This window comes from Massilia sp. CFBP9012 (assembly GCF_034045115.1).
GTDB lineage: Bacteria > Pseudomonadota > Gammaproteobacteria > Burkholderiales > Burkholderiaceae_D > Telluria.
The window spans coordinates 638448-654341 of record NZ_JAXCWM010000001.1; the positions used below are offsets into that span (position 1 = coordinate 638448).

Consider the following 15894-nt stretch of genomic DNA (forward strand, 5'->3'; position numbering starts at 1 on the left):
AATTCTTTGCGCCAGATTTGGCGCCATTTTTGTTGGCGATTGAGAACCAATTAGAGCCGAGAAATAGTTTTACGGATGATAGCGCTCGCACGAACGTAAAACAAAGAGGGTCAGTGTCGAATTGTTTGCCAATTTTTAAAAATCAATTGGAAAATAATTCGACGCTGACCCTCATTATTTCGCTGCCTGATTATAGGCAGCTGTTCATCGAGAATAGCTGCCAATCAAGCGGAGAAATTGCTCAATAATTCGACTCTGACCCTAATTGAGGGTTAGCTGCCGAAGTAGCGGCCGGAGCGGTGCCAGACCATGACCATGCTGCTCATCGCCACCGCGCTCAGTGCCGACCAGCCGACCAGGTGCGGGGCTACCAGGCCGAGGGCCAGCAGCAGGATGACGCTGTCGATCATGACCTGGGTGCGGCCGGCATTGATGCCGTACTTTTTTTGCAGCCACAGGGTGACGATGCCGGTGCCGCCGACGCCGGCGCCATGGCGCGCCATGGCCAGGATGCCCATGCCGCAGAAGGTGCCGCCGCCCAGCGCCGCCACCGCGGGGTGGATGTGATCGATCACCAGCACGAAGGGCATGATCTTGAGCAGGCCCATGATCAACGCGCTGCCCGCCAGCGACTTCAAGGTGAAGAGCGGCCCCATGAACAGGTAGCCGAACAGGAAAAACGGCACGTTGATCATCATGAACAGCGTGCCGACCGACAGCCCGCTCACATACGACGTCAGCAGCGCGATGCCGGCCACGCCGCCCGTGATCAGCTGGGCCGCCTGCAGCAGCACGATGCCGATCACGACGAACAGCACGCCGACGGCAATGCCGTAGACGTCATCGAGTGGCGAATGCGGCTTGACCACGACTGCGCGCTGGGACGACGATGCCGAACCGGGGAACATGGCAGACTGGCTCATCCGCGCACCGCCGCATCGACGACGATGGTGGCGATCGCCACGCGAACGGACAGGGTCCGCCGGGTGGCCGTGCAGGGGGTAGCGACGAGCGTAGAGCTGAAGTTCATGTTCCTTGAGATATAGAGGTAACAGGGATGCCGGCGCGCCGGGTAGGCGCAAATGCGCGAAACGCACGGGGTATGGTGTGCTTCGGGGCGCTATTATCGCTCATGTTGCGGCGCAATGTCGATACACCAGGCATGCTGGCGTAGTAGATGAGAAACACCTCGGCCAACAGGCTTGTGCGGAGCACCATTCCAGTGCGCGCACCCCTGTTTCAGTGCGAGCCACGCAGCCGATATGCCCTATTCCGGTGCTCGCCCCACCGCCAGCTCGCGTTCCAGGAATTCCACGCACACCCGCACCTTGGCCGAATTGCCCAGCCGCTGGGGATACACGGCCCAGACATTCGCTTCCTGGCTGAAGTCGGGCAGCACCTGCACCAGCCGCCCGGCATCGAGATGGGGCTGGGCATGCCAGCGCGAGCGCAGGATGATGCCGGCGCCGTCGAGCGCCCAGCGCAGCGCGATCTCGCCGTGGTTGGTCGACAGCGCACCCGAGACCTTCACCGTCTCCTCGCCCCCGCGCGCGCGCAGCCGCCACACACCGAATGGGTGGTCGCGCTCCTTGATCACCAGGCACTGGTGGCCGGACAGCTCCTGCAGCGCGCGCGGCGCGCCATGCCGTGCGAGGTAATCCGGCGCCGCGCACAGGATGCGGTGGTTCGCCATCAGGCGGCGCGCGATCAGCTGCGGCGCGATCTCGTCGCCGATGCGCACGTCGAGGTCGAAACCTTCGGCCACCGGATCGACCAGGCGGTCGAACACCTCGAACCGGATCTGCAGCGCCGGATAGGCGCGCACCAGCTTGGCGATGGCCGGCGCCACCACATTGCGCCCGAAGCCGAAGCTGCTGCAGATGCGCACCCGGCCACTGGGCTCGCGGCGCCGCTCCGATACCTCGTCGACCAGACCGTCCAGGCTGTCCAGGATGGCCTGGGCCCGCCCGAAGGCCTGCTCGCCCTCCTCGGTGATGACGATGCGGCGCGTAGTGCGCTGGAACAGCCGCACGCCCAGCGCCTCTTCCAGCACGCCGATGCGCTTGCTCACATAAGCCGCCGACATGCCCAGTTCCGCGGCGGCCTGGGCGAACGAGCCCTTGCGCACGACGGTCACGAACACGCGCAAGTCGGCATTCTCCAACAGATTATTCACGATTCGTGTTCCTTGCAGCCACGGAAAGCCATATTATAAACACCGCGTTTTGGATTATGCTGACCACACCCATCCAGCACGCAGGAGCACGCCACATGAACACCCACAAGATCGCAGTCATCGCCGGCGACGGCATCGGCAAGGAAGTCATGCCCGAGGGCCTGCGCGCCCTCGAGGTGACCGCCCGCCGCTTCGGCATCCGCCTCGAATTCACCACCTTCGCCTGGGCGGACTGCGACTACTACGCCCAGCACGGCAAGATGATGCCGGACGACTGGCGCCAGCAGCTCGACGGCTTCGAGGCGATCTATTTCGGCGCCGTCGGCTGGCCCGACACGGTGCCCGACCATGTCTCGTTGTGGGGTTCGCTGCTCAAGTTCCGGCGCGAGTTCGACCAGTACGTCAACCTGCGCCCGGTGCGCCTGATGCCCGGCGTGCCCTGCCCACTGGCCAACAAGAAGCCCGGCGACATCGACTTCTACGTGGTGCGCGAAAACACCGAAGGCGAATACTCCTCGGTCGGCGGCAAGATGTTCGAAGGGACCGAGCGCGAATTCGTGCTGCAGGAATCGGTCTTCACCCGCCACGGCACCGACCGCATCCTCAAGTACGCTTTCGACCTGGCCCAGCGCCGTCCGAAGAAACACCTGACCGCCGCCACCAAGTCGAACGGTATCTCGATCTCGATGCCCTACTGGGACGAGCGCGTGGCCGCCATCGGCCAGCAGTATGGCGACGTCAAATGGGACAAGTACCACATCGACATCCTGTGCGCGCGCTTCGTGATCTCGCCCGAGCGCTTCGATGTGGTGGTGGCCTCGAACCTGTTCGGCGACATCCTGTCCGACCTCGGCCCGGCCTGCACCGGCACCATCGGCATCGCGCCGTCGGCCAACCTGAATCCGGAGCGGACCTTCCCTTCCCTGTTCGAGCCGGTGCACGGTTCGGCGCCCGACATCTACGGCAAGAACATCGCCAACCCGATCGCGATGATCTGGTCCGGAGCGATGATGCTCGAGTTCCTGGGCCAGGGCGACGCCACCTATACCGCCGCCCACGACGCCATGCTGGCGGCGATCGAACGCTGCCTGGTCGAAGGCCCGCGCACGCCGGACATGGGCGGCGAGGCCAACACCACCGAGGTGGGCCAAGCGGTGGCGCGCTATCTGGACAAGGACAGCTGACCTGCGGCTCACTTGCGTCTGACCTGCGTCTGACCTGCGCCCGGCCTGCTTGCATGCCGGCCGGGCCGGTGCTACTGTCCACTGCATCACTGACATCCCGCCCGAAAGGACAGCATGGCGCCGCACGACGCAAGCGAACCGGAATACGTCGGCTTCTGGCTCCGGGTAGGCGCCGCCCTCCTCGACACCATCCTGATGATGATGCTCACGGCGCCGCTGCTCTGGTACCTGTACGGGCCGGCCTATTGGCACAATCCGTCCTTCGACGGCGGCCTGGCCGACCTGTTGATCGGCTGGGTGCTGCCCGCCATCGTCATCATGCTGTTCTGGCTCGCACGCTCGACCACGCCGGGCAAGATGGCCATCGACGCCGTCATCGTCGACGCCCGCACCGGCGCCAGGCCGAGCGCGCGCCAGTTCCTGGTGCGCTACATCGGCTACTTCGTCTCCAGCATCCCGCTGGGGCTAGGCCTCATCTGGGTCGGCATCGATGCGCGCAAGCAGGGCTGGCACGACAAGATGGCCGGCACGGTCGTGGTCAAGCGGCGCAGGCGCACGACGCCCCCACTCAAGCGGTAAGCCGCCGCATCTCGGCAATCAGGTCGGCCTTGCCCTCGAACCCGATTCCCGGCAAGTCGGGCATCGTGATGAAACCATTCTCGACCTTCACGCCATCAGGGAATCCGCCATACGGCTGGAACAGGTCGGGATAGGACTCGTTGCCGCCCAGCCCCAGCCCGGCCGCGATGTTCAACGACATCTGGTGGCCGCCGTGCGGAATGCAGCGGCTGGCCGACCAGCCATGCTGGCGCAGCATATCGAGCGTGCGCAGGTATTCCACCAGCCCGTAGCTCAGCGCGCAGTCGAACTGCAGCCAGTCACGGTCGGGACGCATGCCGCCGTGGCGGATCAGGTTGCGCGCGTCCTGCATCGAGAACAGGTTCTCGCCGGTGGCCATCGGCTTGTCGTAGTAGTTGCGCAGCGTGGCCTGCAGCTCGTAGTCGAGCGGGTCGCCCGCCTCCTCGTACCAGAACAGATCGTACTGCGACAGCGCCTTGGCGTAGCCGATTGCGGTGTCCAGGTCGAAGCGGCCGTTGGCGTCCACCGCCAGCTTCTGGCCATCCCCCAGCACGCTCAGGATCGAATCGATGCGGCGCAGGTCTTCGTCGAGCGAGGCGCCGCCGATCTTCTTCTTGACCACCGTGTAGCCGCGATCCAGGTAGCTGCGCATCTCGTCCTTCAGCTTGCCGTGGTCCTGGCCCGGATAGTAATAGCCGCCGGCCGCGTACACGAACACTTTCCGATCCGGCTCGCCGTTGCCATAACGCTCGGCCAGCAGCTGGAACAGCGGCTTGCCGGCGATCTTGGCGGTCGCGTCCCACACCGCCATGTCGATGGTGCCGATGGCCACCGAGCGCTCGCCATGGCCACCCGGCTTCTCGTTGGTGAACATCGCCTGCCATACCTTGTGCGGATCCAGATTGTCGCCCGTATCGTCGACTAGTGACGCCGGGTCGGCCTCGAGGATGCGCGGGATGAAGCGCTCGCGCATCAGGGTGCCCTGGCCGTAGCGGCCGTTAGAATTGAAGCCGTAGCCGATCACCGGCTTCCCGTCGCGCACGACGTCGGTCACCACCGCGACCACGCTCAGCGTCATCTTGCTGAAATCGATATAGGCATTGCGGATCGGGGAGCTGATCGGGACAGTCTTTTCGCGGATTTCGACGATTCTCATCTGGGATTCCTTCGCTTGCGGTTGAACGAGCCACCAGATTATTCTCTTCAAAGGCGGTTATGATTGAGCCGGATTCACTAGATTATTAACCTGCGGTGAAAAACGACCTCGCCTCCCACCTCGAATTCTTCGTCCTGCTGGCCAGGCACGGCAACCTGTCGGCCGCCGCGCGCGAGCTGGACCTGACCCCGCCCGCCGCCACCAAGCGTCTGGCGCAGCTGGAACAACACCTGGGCGTGCGCCTGGTCAACCGCACCACCCGCACCAGCAGCCTGACGCCGGAAGGCGAAACCTATCTGCACTACGCGACCCGGATCCTGGCCGAGCTGCGCGAAATGGAAGAAGCGGTATCGAGCACGCGCTCGGTGCCGCGTGGGCGGCTGAAGGTGAACGCCTCGCTGGGCTTTGGGCGCACCGCGATCGCGCCGCTGGTCTCGAGCTTCGCCCAGCGCTATCCGCAGGTCGAGGTGCAGCTCGACGTCACCGACCGCCCGGTCGACCTGGTCGCGGCCGGCATCGACCTGGCGATCCGCTTCGGCGAGCTGCCCGACCAGCGCCTGGTGGCGCGCCGCATCATGTCGAACCGGCGCTTCCTGTGCGCCTCGCCACGCTACCTTGAGCAGCACGGCACGCCGGGCAGCCTGGCCGACCTGGCGCGGCACCGCTGCATCGTCCACCGCCAGAACGAGGACGCGCACGGCGTGTGGCGCCTGGTGCACGAGGGCCGCAATGTCTCGGTGAAGGTGCAGGGCACGCTGTCGAGCAACGATGGCGACATCGCCCTCGGCTGGGCGCTGGACGGCCACGGCATCCTGGTGCGCTCGGAATGGGACTTGAAAAAATACGTCGACAGCGGCCGCCTGCGCATCGTGCTGCCGCAGTACGTGCAGCCGGCGGCCGACCTGTACGTGGTCTATCCGGGCGGACGCCGGCAGTCGGCGCGGGCGCGCGCCTTCATCGATTTCCTGGCCGCGCAGTTCGCGCCGGCCTGAGCCCACTCATTCGGCCCATGCGGCTCAGGCGCCGCCAGTCACCAGCATCGTCACGGCGGCCGCCAGCAGCACCGAGCTGAACGCCACCCGCAACAGCCGTGGCGGCAGGGTGTGCGCCAGGTGCACGCCCCACGACACGGTCAGCACCCCTCCCAGCGCCAGCGGCAGGCCGACCTGCCAGTCGACCGCGCCGCTGTGGCCGTAGGTGGCCAACGCCACGAAGGCGCCCGGCACCACCAGCGCCAGCGCCATGCCCTGGGCGCGCGTCTGCGGCATCTTGAACAGGCTCACCAGCGCCGGCACCACCACCATGCCGCCGCCGATCGTGAAGAAACCAGACACCGCGCCGCTGGCGATGCCGATCGCCGGCATCAACCGGCGCGGCACTTCCCTCGCGGGCGGCGGCGCGCCGGTCTTGCGCCGGGATGGCCAGCCGAAGTACAGCGCCAGCGCGAGCAGGAACAGCGCGAAAGCGTAGTGCAGCACCTGGGCGTCGATCGCCACTGCGAAGCGCGCCGCCAGCCAGGCGGTCCCGATCGAGCACAGGCCGGCCACGCCGACCGAGCGCAGGTCGACCGGGTGCTTCTGGTGATAGCGCCAGAAGCCAATCGCCACGTTCGGCGCGATCATCACCAGCGCCGTGCCCTGGGCCAGGTGCTGGTTCATGCCGTACAACAGGCCCAGCACCGGAATGGCGATCAGGCCGCCGCCAATGCCCAGCATGCCGCCGGCAATGCCGAGCGAGGCGCCCAGGCCGAAGTTCAATGCAAGGTCGATCACCGAAATCATAGACAGAACCAGAAACGCGACGGCCCCTCGCAAGGGGCCGTCGGATGGGAAGGATTAACGCCTTAGACGACCTGCGCCGCCGCCAGCGCCGTCATGTTCACGATGCGGCGCACGGTGGCGCTCGGGCTCAGGATGTGCACCGACTTGGCCGCGCCCAGAAGGATCGGGCCCACCGTCACGCCCTTGCCGCTGGCGACCTTGAGCACATTGAACAGGATGTTGGCCGCGTCCAGCGACGGCATCACCAGCAGGTTGGCGCTGCCGTTGTAGCCGGCGTCGATCCCGTAGATGTCGCGGATTTCCTGCGACAGCGCGGCGTCGCCGTGGATCTCGCCGACCACCGCCAGCTCGGGGGACTGCTCGGCCAGCAGCGCGCGCGCTTCACGCATGCGGCGCGCCGACGGACGCTCGGACGAACCCTGCGAGGAGTGCGACAGCAGCGCCGCCTTCGGCTCCAGGCCGAAGTGCTGCAGCGCCTCGGCCGCCAGGCGGGTGATCGCCGCCAGTTCCTGGGCGCTCGGGGTCTCGTTGACGTAGGTGTCGGTGATGAACAGGGTCAGCTTGTCGAGCACCAGCGCGTTCATCGCGGCCAGCACTTCGGCGCCCGGCGCCACGCCGATTTCGTTCCTGACGTGTTCCAGGTGGCTGTCATAGCTGCCGGTCATGCCGCAGATCAGGGCGTCGACCTGGCCCGACTTCAGCAGGCGCGTGCCTTGCAGCGTGGTGTCGGATTCCGCTGCGATGACCGTGTAGTCCACGCCCGCCTGCAGGCGCAGGCCGGCCTGCTTGACGGCGCGCGCGATCGCGGTCTCGTCGCCGATCAGCACCGGCTGGGCGATGCCCTCGTCCACCACCGCCTGCACCGCGCGCAGCACGCGCGGCTCGTTCGCTTCGGCGTAGGCCACCTTGCGCACATTGGCGCGCGCCTTGTTGAACACCGGCTTCATGAAGAAACCGGTGTGGTAGATCATCTCGCCCAGCTTGTCGCGGTAGGCGTCCATGTCGGCGATCGGACGGGTCGCCACGCCCGAATCGGCGGCCGCCTGCGCCACGCGCGGGGCGATCGCGGCCAGCAGGCGCGGATCGAACGGCTTCGGGATGATGTATTCAGGGCCGAAGGTCAGGTCCTGGCCTTCGTAGGCCAGCGCCACCACGTCGCTCGCCTCGGCTTCGGCCAGCTCGGCGATCGCGGTCACGCAGGCCAGCTTCATCTCGTCGGTGATGCGGGTCGCGCCGCAATCGAGCGCGCCGCGGAAGATGTAAGGGAAGCACAGCACGTTGTTGACCTGGTTCGGATAGTCCGAACGGCCGGTGGCGATGATGACGTCCGGACGCGCGGCTTTCGCTACTTCAGGACGGATCTCCGGTTCCGGATTGGCCAGGGCCAGGATCACCGGCTTGTCGGCCATGGTCTTGACCATGTCGGCGGTGAGCACGCCGGCGGTCGAGCAGCCCAGGAACACGTCGGCGTCCTTGACGATATCGCCCAGGGTGCGGGCATCGGTCGCCTGCGCATAGCGCGCCTTGTTGGCTTCCATATTCGCTTCGCGGCCCTGCCAGATCACGCCCTTCGAGTCGGTGACGTAGATGTTCGACTGCTTCACGCCCAGCAACACCATCATGTCCAGGCAGGCGATGGCCGCCGCGCCGGCGCCCGAGGCCACCAGCTTGATCTGGCCGATGTCCTTGCCCACCACCTTCAGCGCGTTGAGCAGCGCCGCGGTCGAGATGATCGCGGTGCCGTGCTGGTCGTCGTGGAAGACCGGGATGTTCATGCGCTCGCGCAGCTTCTTCTCGATGTAGAAGCATTCCGGCGCCTTGATGTCTTCCAGGTTGATGCCGCCAACGGTCGGTTCGAGCATGGCGATGGCGTCGACCAGCTTGTCCGGATCCAGTTCGTCCAGTTCCAGGTCGAACACGTCGACGCCGGCGAATTTCTTGAACAGGCAACCCTTGCCTTCCATGACCGGCTTCGATGCCAGCGGGCCGATATTGCCCAGGCCAAGCACCGCGGTGCCGTTCGTGATCACGGCCACCAGGTTGCCGCGCGAGGTGTAATCGAAGGCGGTCGCCGGATCGGCGGCGATTTCCTCGCAGGCGTAGGCCACGCCCGGCGAGTAGGCCAGCGACAGGTCGCGCTGGTTCGACAGCGGCTTGGTGGCCACCACTTCGATCTTGCCTCGGGTCGGACTACGATGGTATTCGAGCGCGTCGATGCGCAACTGGGTGTTCTGGGCTTCGTTCAGATTACTATCGGTACTCATGGTCTTCCTATAACTTGGATGTCGCGGCGTGGAAGGCGGCCTTCCATTCATGGGCAAACATTCTAGCCGAAGCGACACCATCGCGTGTGGACGCGGTTGCGTACGGTCGTGCTGTTTTATGCGCCGCGCAGGCGTACGTACAGCAGCGCCGCGGCGGCGACGTCGCGCGCCAGCAATAGCAAGGACACCATCAGGAACAGGCCAGCGGGCCGCGCCAGCACGGCGGGGAACAGGCAGGCCAGCACCAGCAGCGCCAGCCCTGCAAGGTGCCAGCGCCACTGGCGCGCGGCCTGCGCCTCGCCCAGCACTGCCGACATCCTGGGGATGCGTTCGCGCGGCAGGCGTTCGTCGTGGGCCAGGTGGTACCAGACCAGGAAGGGTACGATCTTGTACAGCATGCCGTTCACCGCGGACATCGCGCAGCCCACGATCACCAGCACGCCGGTGAGCAGGGGCAGCGCATCCACCGAATCGAAGACCAACTCGAACGGAATGAAATGCAGCAGCGCCGCCAGCAGCAGGCAGCCCATCGCGAGCAGCCAGTAACGGGTCCCGGTATCCGGCTTGCGCTTGCCTTTCCGGCCTCGTAGCCAGGCTACCGTGGTGACCGCGTAGTGCAGCAGCAGCGCGCCGATCCCGGTCTCGCATACCAGGGCCCACCAGGCGGCGTCGAACAGCGTCGCCGCGCTCCAGCCGAACAGCAGGGCGAATACCAGTGGCGGCAGCCAGGTCTCGAGCAGGCGCGGATAGGTGGCCGTCCCCTGGAACATCGGGATCACCTGGAACGACACGGTCGCCGTCAGCACGATCACCCAGCCGACCAGGCCCCAGGTGGCGTGGATGTCGGTGAGCAGCGGCGCATTGACGGTGCCCACTCCGCCCAGATAGAGCGCCAGCGCGGCGCCGATCGCGATCGTGATCGCCAGCGCCGCCGCCGCGTAGCGCACGCCTTCCACCAGCGGCTTCGCGCCCGCCGGCACCGGGCGCGCGATGGCGGCCCCGATCGCGCTCAGGAACACGAAGCCGGCGCTGCCCAGCAGGCCGGCCGCGAGGCGAAATGCCGTCGCGCCCAGGCCCAGGCCGAGCGCCGCGGCCAGCACGGCCGTGCCCAGCGCCAGCGCGCACCAGCAAAAGACCGCCACCTGCCGTGCCAGCGGCACCGCCACGCCCGCCGTCACCGGCAACAGCTGGAACAGCGAACCGACGATCGTCATGGTCAGGAAACCCAGCACCACCAGGTGGGTCATGCAGAGCGTGACCGGAGTCCAGCGCAAGACCAGCGCCGCTTCGCCGTGCCACACCAGCAGCAGCGCCGCCGCCAGCGCGAAGCACGGCGCCGCCAGCATGAACGGCAGCGGCACCCGCAGCGCGGGCATCGCCGCGTAGCTCAGGGCGCGCTGCATGCCATCGCTTCGATCACGAGGTCGTAGCGGGCGTCCGGCCGGCGTGTGGTGCGGTGGTCCCAGCCGCGCCGGTCGAGGATCTCGTACAGCGGAAACGGCTCGCGGTGGATCAGCACCTGCAGCCGGGCGCCCGGCGGCAGCACGGCAAGCGCATCGAGGATGCGCTCCATCGGTTCGGGCGCCGCCAGCGCCGAGACGTCGATGCGGACGGTGTCGGCGCTGGGGGCCAATGTACTCATGCCCCCTCCTCCAGCGTCGAGTGCTGCCAGCGCCAGGCATTCGTGGCCAGCCAGCCGGGTATTTCACCGTGCGCCTCCCCGCTGCCGGGAATCAGGTCGGCCAGGGTCACGCGATTGAGTTCGGCCAGATAGGCGGCGGTGGCCACCGCCAGCGACTGCTGCAGGCGGTCGCCCGGCTGGCGGCATGGCGGCCGCTCGCCGTCCTGGGCGCTGCGCGGACCACTGCGGGCGCCACCCGCCAGGCCGCGCTCGGTGCAGCGCACGACTTCGCCCAGGCGGATGTCGCGCGGCGCGCCGGCCAGGCGCATCCCGCCCAGTCGACCGCGCGAGGTCTCGATCAGCCCGGACGCGGCCAGCACGCAGGACACCTTGGCCAGGTGGTGGCGCGAAATGCCGTAGCGCTCGGCGATCTCGTTGATGGTTGCGATCCGCTCACGGTGGTTGCCCAGGTAGACCAGCAGGCGCAGGGCGTTGTCGGTGAATTCGGTCAGGTGCATGTACATATGAACGCCTTCGTGGTTGGTTGATGACGGCGCGGCGTCAGCCTTCGTAGGCGCGCAGGCGCTCGATGTCGAGGATGGTGATGCTGCGCCCGGCGATGCCGACCATGCCGCGGTGGGCCATGTCGTGCAGCACGCGCGAAAAGTATTCGGGCGACAGCGACAGGCGCGACGCGATCATCTTCTTGCGCGCCGCCAGCGTCACTTCGGCGCCCTGCGCCGGATCGTCCTTGAGCAGGTAGCTGACGATGCGCTGGCTGCCGCTGCGCAGGGTATAGGATTCGACGTCCGAGATCAGGCCGTGCAGGCGCCGGCTCATGGACGCCAGCAGGCGCCGCGAGAAACCGGGATTGCGCTCGATCTGGGCGTAGATCGCGTGCTTCGAGATGTGCAGCAGCATGCTGTCGGCCAGCGTCTCGGCCTGGGTCATGTAGGGCCGCTCCATGAACAGCGGCGCCTCGCCGAAGCTCTGGCCGGGGCCGATCAGTTCGACCACCTTCTCGTCGCCTTCGCTCGAGACGATGGAGAGCTTGACGTCGCCGTAGATCACGGCGTGCAGGCCGCTGCAGGATTCGCCGCGTTCGACGACCACGCGGCCGCGCGGCACGTGCAGCTCGGTAGTCGCTTGCGCGAGCATGTCGAGCTGTTCGGACGAGAGGTCGGCGAACAGGGACAGGGTTGCCAGGAACTGGCGGGGTGCGATGCGGTGTCGGCTCACGATAAATTCAGGGCGTAGCCCGTGGAAACGAACGAAACGGGGGCGCCTGGAACATCCGGCGCACCGGAAAGCGCATCCGCTCCAAAGCAGCGATTGCGCATGCCGCATCCTACAATTCGTTGACTAAACAAAAACTTGATGTGGATCAAAAACGCCCGAGCTAGCTGTGGAAATAGTCAATTAGACCTAGAAACCGTACGTCGTCATGCCGACTGCCGCCGGAGCCGCCGCTGCCTACAATGGGGCCAACCGGAGGCCGACATGCAGGACATCGAAAAATTCATCCGCGGCTTCAGCCGCTTCCAGGAGCAATACCTGAAGGAGCCCACCGCGCTCGACAGCCTGCGCCAGGGCCAGCATCCGCGCACCCTGGTCATCGGCTGCTGCGATGCGCGGGTCGATCCGGCGCTGCTGACCGGCTGCGATCCGGGCGACATCTTCGTGGTGCGCAATATCGCCAATCTGGTGCCGCCGTGCGCCCCGGACGCCCCGCCGGGCGTCAGTTCGGCCATCGAGTTCGCGGTATGCGGCCTGGAGGTGGCGCGCATCATCGTGCTCGGTCACGCGCGCTGCGGCGGCATACGCGCCCTGATGTCGGGCACACGCATCAGCGAAGAGGCGGAGCAGACCGGCTTCGTCGCGCGCTGGATGCGATTGGCCGAACCGGTGCGGCTCGACGTGCTGCGCGAACTGCACCACAAGCACGCCGACGAACAGTGCCGCGCGGCCGAACTGGCCAGCATCCTGCACTCGCTCGACAACCTGCTGACCTATCCGTGGATCCGCCGCCGCGTCGAGGCTGGTACACTAGCCATGCACGGCTGGTATTTCGACCTTGCCGCCGGCACCCTGCTCGCCTACTCGGCGCGCAAGCAGGAATTCCTGCCCATACTCGATCCCGTCGCGGTGAACGTGCCGCGCGCCGCCTGAACCGCATGCCAGCCTATTCCGCCCTTGCCCCTTTCCAACGCCTGTCCACCAAGATCGTCGGCGCCCTGATCGGCTTCCTGCTGCTGGCCCTGGCCGCGATCGGCGCCACCCTGTGGCTGTCGTGGCAGCTCGAAGGGGCGGCGGCCGCGATCAACGAGACCGGCAGCCTGCGCCGCCACAATTACCGGCTGGCGCTGGCCCTGCCGCGCACGCAGGATGCGCCCATCATCGACGCCTATGCGCGCGTCGAACGCCAGATCGCCACCATCGAAGCGACCCTGCTGCTGCTCGAACGCGGCGATCCGCAACGTCCGCTGGGATTGCCGCCGACGCCGGCGATCCACGGCGCCTTCCTCGACGTGGCGCGGCGCTGGGGCAGCCAGGTGCGGCCCAGCGCGCGCCAGGTGCTGCAACTGGAGGGCCCGGCGCGCATCGAGGCGCTGCGCCTGTTCGACAACCAGCTCGAGGACTACGTGGCCGACCTCGACCGGCTGGTCAACCTGATCGAACGCGACAACGAACTGCGCACCTTCTGGCTGCGCGCCTCGCAGCTGGTGCTGGTCGCGCTGGCGATCGGCGGCACCGTGGCCCTGGTCTACCTGATGTTCGCGCTGATCATCGCGCCCGTGATGCGGCTGCGCGAAGGCATGCGCAGCATGGCCGGCAGTGACTTCGGCGTGCGCCTGGACGTCGAGAGCCGCGATGAATTCGGCCAGCTGTCGAGCGGCTTCAACGAAATGGCCGACCGCCTGCAGCACCTGTATTGCAACCTCGAAGACGAGGTGCGGCGCAAGACCGTCAGCCTCGAAGACAAGAACCGCGAACTGGCCCTGCTGTACGACTGCGCGGCATTCCTGCAGCAGCGCCACACTTTGGCGACCATGTGCAGCGGTTTCCTGTCGCGCATCGCGGCCTATTTCGGCGCGGCCGGCAGCACCGTGCGCATCGTCGACCCGGCCAACGAGAACATGCACATGGTGGTGCACGACGGCCTGTCCAGCGAGATGGCCGAGGCCGAGCGCTGCATGAAGATCGGCGAATGCCTGTGCGGCGAAGCGGCGGCCCGGAAGATCTCGGTGGTGCACAGGCTGGAAGACATGCCGCAGATCGGCCCGCTGGCCTGCAGCCGCGAAGGCTTCGCCACCATCTCGGTATTCCAGATCCACGCGCAAGACCAGCACGTCGGCCTGTTCAGCCTTCACTTCATGCACGGCCGCAGCTTCAGCGAGCGCGAACGCGCCCTGCTCGAGACGCTGGCCAAGCTGGTCGGGGTGGCGATCGAGAACATGCGGCTGGCGGCGCGCGAGCGCGAGATGGCAATCTCCGAAGAACGCAACCTGGTCGCGCGCGGCCTGCACGACAGCATCGCGCAAGGCCTGAACTTCCTCAACCTGCAGGTGCAGATGCTGGAAACCTCGCTCGCCGCGGGACGCCCTGCCGAGGCGGCCGAGATCGTGCCGCTGCTGCGCGCAGGGGTCCAGGAAAGCTACGAGGACGTGCGCGAGCTGCTGCTGAACTTCCGCAGCCGGCTGGCGGAAGAAGACCTGAACGCGGCCCTGCACAAGACGGTACGCAAGTTCTCAACCCAAGCCGGCGTCGACACCGCGTTCTCGGTGCACGGCAAGGGTGGACCGCCGATCGAACGCGAGGTGCAGCTGCAGATCCTGTTCATCGTCCAGGAAGCGCTGTCGAACGTGCGCAAGCACGCCCGCGCCAGCCGCGTGGAAGTGCGGGTCGACGACGGCGACGACTACCTGGTGAACGTCAAAGATGACGGCGCCGGCTTCGATGCCGGCGCGAAGCCGGACGCCGACGGCAGCCACGTGGGCCTGCACATCATGGGCGAGCGCGCCGGCCGCATCGGCGCCAGCCTCGAGATCGAATCGACGCCGGGCGCCGGGACCACGGTCCGGCTCCGGCTCGGGCAGGCGCAGCGCCGCGCCGCCTGAATCAATATGAAAGGGAATCTGAATGCCTGGTGAAGGCGAAACGATCAGCGTGCTGCTGGTGGACGACCATACCCTGTTTCGCAGCGGCGTGCGTTCGCTGTTGCAGCGCAATCCGCGCTTCAACGTGGTGGGAGAAGCCGCCGATGGGGTCGATGGCGTCAAGCGCGCCCTGCAACTCAAGCCCGACGTCGTCCTGCTCGACCTGAACATGCCCGGCATGTCGGGCATCGAGACCCTGCAGCTGATGCTGCAGGACCGGCCCGGCGCCGCGGTGCTGATGCTGACCGTGTCCGAGGAAGCGGAGGACCTGGCCGCGGCCCTGCAGGCCGGCGCGCGCGGCTACCTGCTCAAGAACATCGACGCCGATTACCTGACCCGGGCCGTGGAACGCGCGGCCGCCGGCGAATCGGTGCTGGCCGAGTCGCTGGCCGGCAAGCTGTTCGCCCACGTGCAGCGTGGCGGCGCAGCCAGGGCGCCTGCAGCGGTGTCGGAACTGGACAAGCTCACCCCGCGCGAGCGCGAGATCCTGGCCTGCCTGGCGCGCGGCGAAAGCAACAAGGTGATCGCGCGCGCCCTGGATTTGGCCGAAAGCACGGTCAAGATCCACGTCCAGAACATCCTCAAAAAGCTCGGGCTGTCGAGCCGGGTGCAGGCGGCGGTGTTCGCGGTGGAGCATGGATTGCAGTCGGGGCAGGAGCGACGCAACTAGGGTCTGACTGAGGGTGCGGGATCAGCTAAGTGCTTTTTGACGTTAGTACCACGACCTCAGCACGTCATTCCCGCGAAGGCGCACTGGTGTCCGGAATATTTATACGCAAAATATGCATCGTCATCCCCGCGAAGGCGGGGATCCAAGTGAAATCACAGAATGTTCATGCTCTTGCGTTGCCCGAACGTTCATCGGAGGTCGATTTCCAGGCCACTGGCCGGGCACACTTGGGTTCCCGCCTCCGCGGGAACGACGTGGTTTTTCCTATGAAGCGGGCTTATTCAAGCGCCCGAAATTATTCCGGAC

General features: G+C 66.6%; 15 protein-coding genes. 6 read left to right on the forward strand and 9 right to left on the reverse strand.

Annotated elements, in window-relative coordinates:
- Positions 1-272: 272 nt before the first annotated feature.
- Positions 273-923 (reverse strand): YitT family protein, encoded by a 651-nt coding sequence (locus tag SOM61_RS02585; RefSeq protein ID WP_229415048.1) that lies wholly within the window; start codon positions 921-923, stop codon positions 273-275.
- A gap of 344 nt (positions 924-1267) precedes the next feature.
- Positions 1268-2176 (reverse strand): LysR substrate-binding domain-containing protein, encoded by a 909-nt coding sequence (locus SOM61_RS02590; RefSeq protein ID WP_320472641.1) that lies wholly within the window; start codon positions 2174-2176, stop codon positions 1268-1270.
- A gap of 95 nt (positions 2177-2271) precedes the next feature.
- On the opposite strand from SOM61_RS02590, the gene SOM61_RS02595 reads away from it, so the two are divergent.
- Together SOM61_RS02595 and SOM61_RS02600 are read left to right on the forward strand one after the other, a co-directional pair.
- On the forward strand, positions 2272-3360 hold the full coding sequence (locus SOM61_RS02595) for a tartrate dehydrogenase (protein ID WP_320472642.1): 1089 nt from the start codon (positions 2272-2274) through the stop codon (positions 3358-3360).
- A 114-nt stretch (positions 3361-3474) separates the two neighbouring features.
- Positions 3475-3939 carry an RDD family protein gene (locus tag SOM61_RS02600; protein ID WP_320472643.1) on the forward strand — a complete coding sequence of 155 codons (465 nt, stop codon included), beginning with the start codon at positions 3475-3477 and terminating at the stop codon, positions 3937-3939.
- Here SOM61_RS02600 and SOM61_RS02605 read toward each other — a convergent pair.
- Positions 3929-5095 carry a mandelate racemase/muconate lactonizing enzyme family protein gene (locus tag SOM61_RS02605; protein WP_320472644.1) on the reverse strand — a complete coding sequence of 389 codons (1167 nt, stop codon included), beginning with the start codon at positions 5093-5095 and terminating at the stop codon, positions 3929-3931. The two genes, SOM61_RS02600 and SOM61_RS02605, sit on opposite strands and share 11 nt — an antisense overlap.
- Positions 5096-5190: 95 nt before the next feature.
- Between SOM61_RS02605 and SOM61_RS02610 the strand changes: the two genes are divergently transcribed.
- Positions 5191-6087 carry a LysR substrate-binding domain-containing protein gene (locus SOM61_RS02610; protein ID WP_320472645.1) on the forward strand — a complete coding sequence of 299 codons (897 nt, stop codon included), beginning with the start codon at positions 5191-5193 and terminating at the stop codon, positions 6085-6087.
- A 24-nt stretch (positions 6088-6111) separates the two neighbouring features.
- Here SOM61_RS02610 and SOM61_RS02615 read toward each other — a convergent pair whose 3' ends face one another.
- The 6 genes from SOM61_RS02615 to SOM61_RS02640 all read right to left on the reverse strand — a co-directional run bounded on the left by SOM61_RS02615 (position 6112) and on the right by SOM61_RS02640 (position 12000).
- Positions 6112-6876, reverse strand: a complete 765-nt coding sequence (locus SOM61_RS02615) for a sulfite exporter TauE/SafE family protein (RefSeq protein ID WP_320472646.1) — start codon at positions 6874-6876, stop codon at positions 6112-6114.
- Positions 6877-6938: 62 nt separating this feature from the next.
- Positions 6939-9140 carry an NADP-dependent malic enzyme gene (locus SOM61_RS02620; protein ID WP_320472647.1) on the reverse strand — a complete coding sequence of 734 codons (2202 nt, stop codon included), beginning with the start codon at positions 9138-9140 and terminating at the stop codon, positions 6939-6941.
- Between the two features lie 116 nt (positions 9141-9256).
- Positions 9257-10543 (reverse strand): permease, encoded by a 1287-nt coding sequence (locus SOM61_RS02625; RefSeq protein ID WP_320472648.1) that lies wholly within the window; start codon positions 10541-10543, stop codon positions 9257-9259.
- Positions 10528-10782 (reverse strand): DUF2249 domain-containing protein, encoded by a 255-nt coding sequence (locus SOM61_RS02630; protein ID WP_320472649.1) that lies wholly within the window; start codon positions 10780-10782, stop codon positions 10528-10530. The genes SOM61_RS02625 and SOM61_RS02630 overlap by 16 nt, the downstream gene beginning before the upstream one ends.
- Positions 10779-11285, reverse strand: a complete 507-nt coding sequence (locus SOM61_RS02635; protein ID WP_320472650.1) for an RrF2 family transcriptional regulator — start codon at positions 11283-11285, stop codon at positions 10779-10781. Before SOM61_RS02635 ends, SOM61_RS02630 begins: the two co-directional genes overlap by 4 nt.
- Before the next feature lie 37 nt (positions 11286-11322).
- A complete protein-coding gene (locus SOM61_RS02640; protein WP_414674922.1) occupies positions 11323-12000 on the reverse strand; it encodes a Crp/Fnr family transcriptional regulator in 678 nt (225 codons plus the stop codon).
- Between the two features lie 261 nt (positions 12001-12261).
- Between SOM61_RS02640 and SOM61_RS02645 the strand changes: the two genes are divergently transcribed.
- The 3 genes from SOM61_RS02645 to SOM61_RS02655 are packed head-to-tail and all read left to right on the forward strand — an operon-like array spanning position 12262 to position 15588.
- Positions 12262-12930: a carbonic anhydrase gene (locus tag SOM61_RS02645; RefSeq protein ID WP_320472651.1), complete on the forward strand. Its 669-nt coding sequence runs from the start codon at positions 12262-12264 to the stop codon at positions 12928-12930.
- Positions 12931-12935: 5 nt separating this feature from the next.
- The gene (locus SOM61_RS02650) at positions 12936-14879 is read left to right on the forward strand and encodes a type IV pili methyl-accepting chemotaxis transducer N-terminal domain-containing protein (protein WP_320472652.1); all 1944 of its coding nucleotides are present in this window, start codon (positions 12936-12938) and stop codon (positions 14877-14879) included.
- Between the two features lie 22 nt (positions 14880-14901).
- The gene (locus SOM61_RS02655) at positions 14902-15588 is read left to right on the forward strand and encodes a response regulator transcription factor (RefSeq protein ID WP_320472653.1); all 687 of its coding nucleotides are present in this window, start codon (positions 14902-14904) and stop codon (positions 15586-15588) included.
- Positions 15589-15894 lie beyond the last annotated feature (306 nt).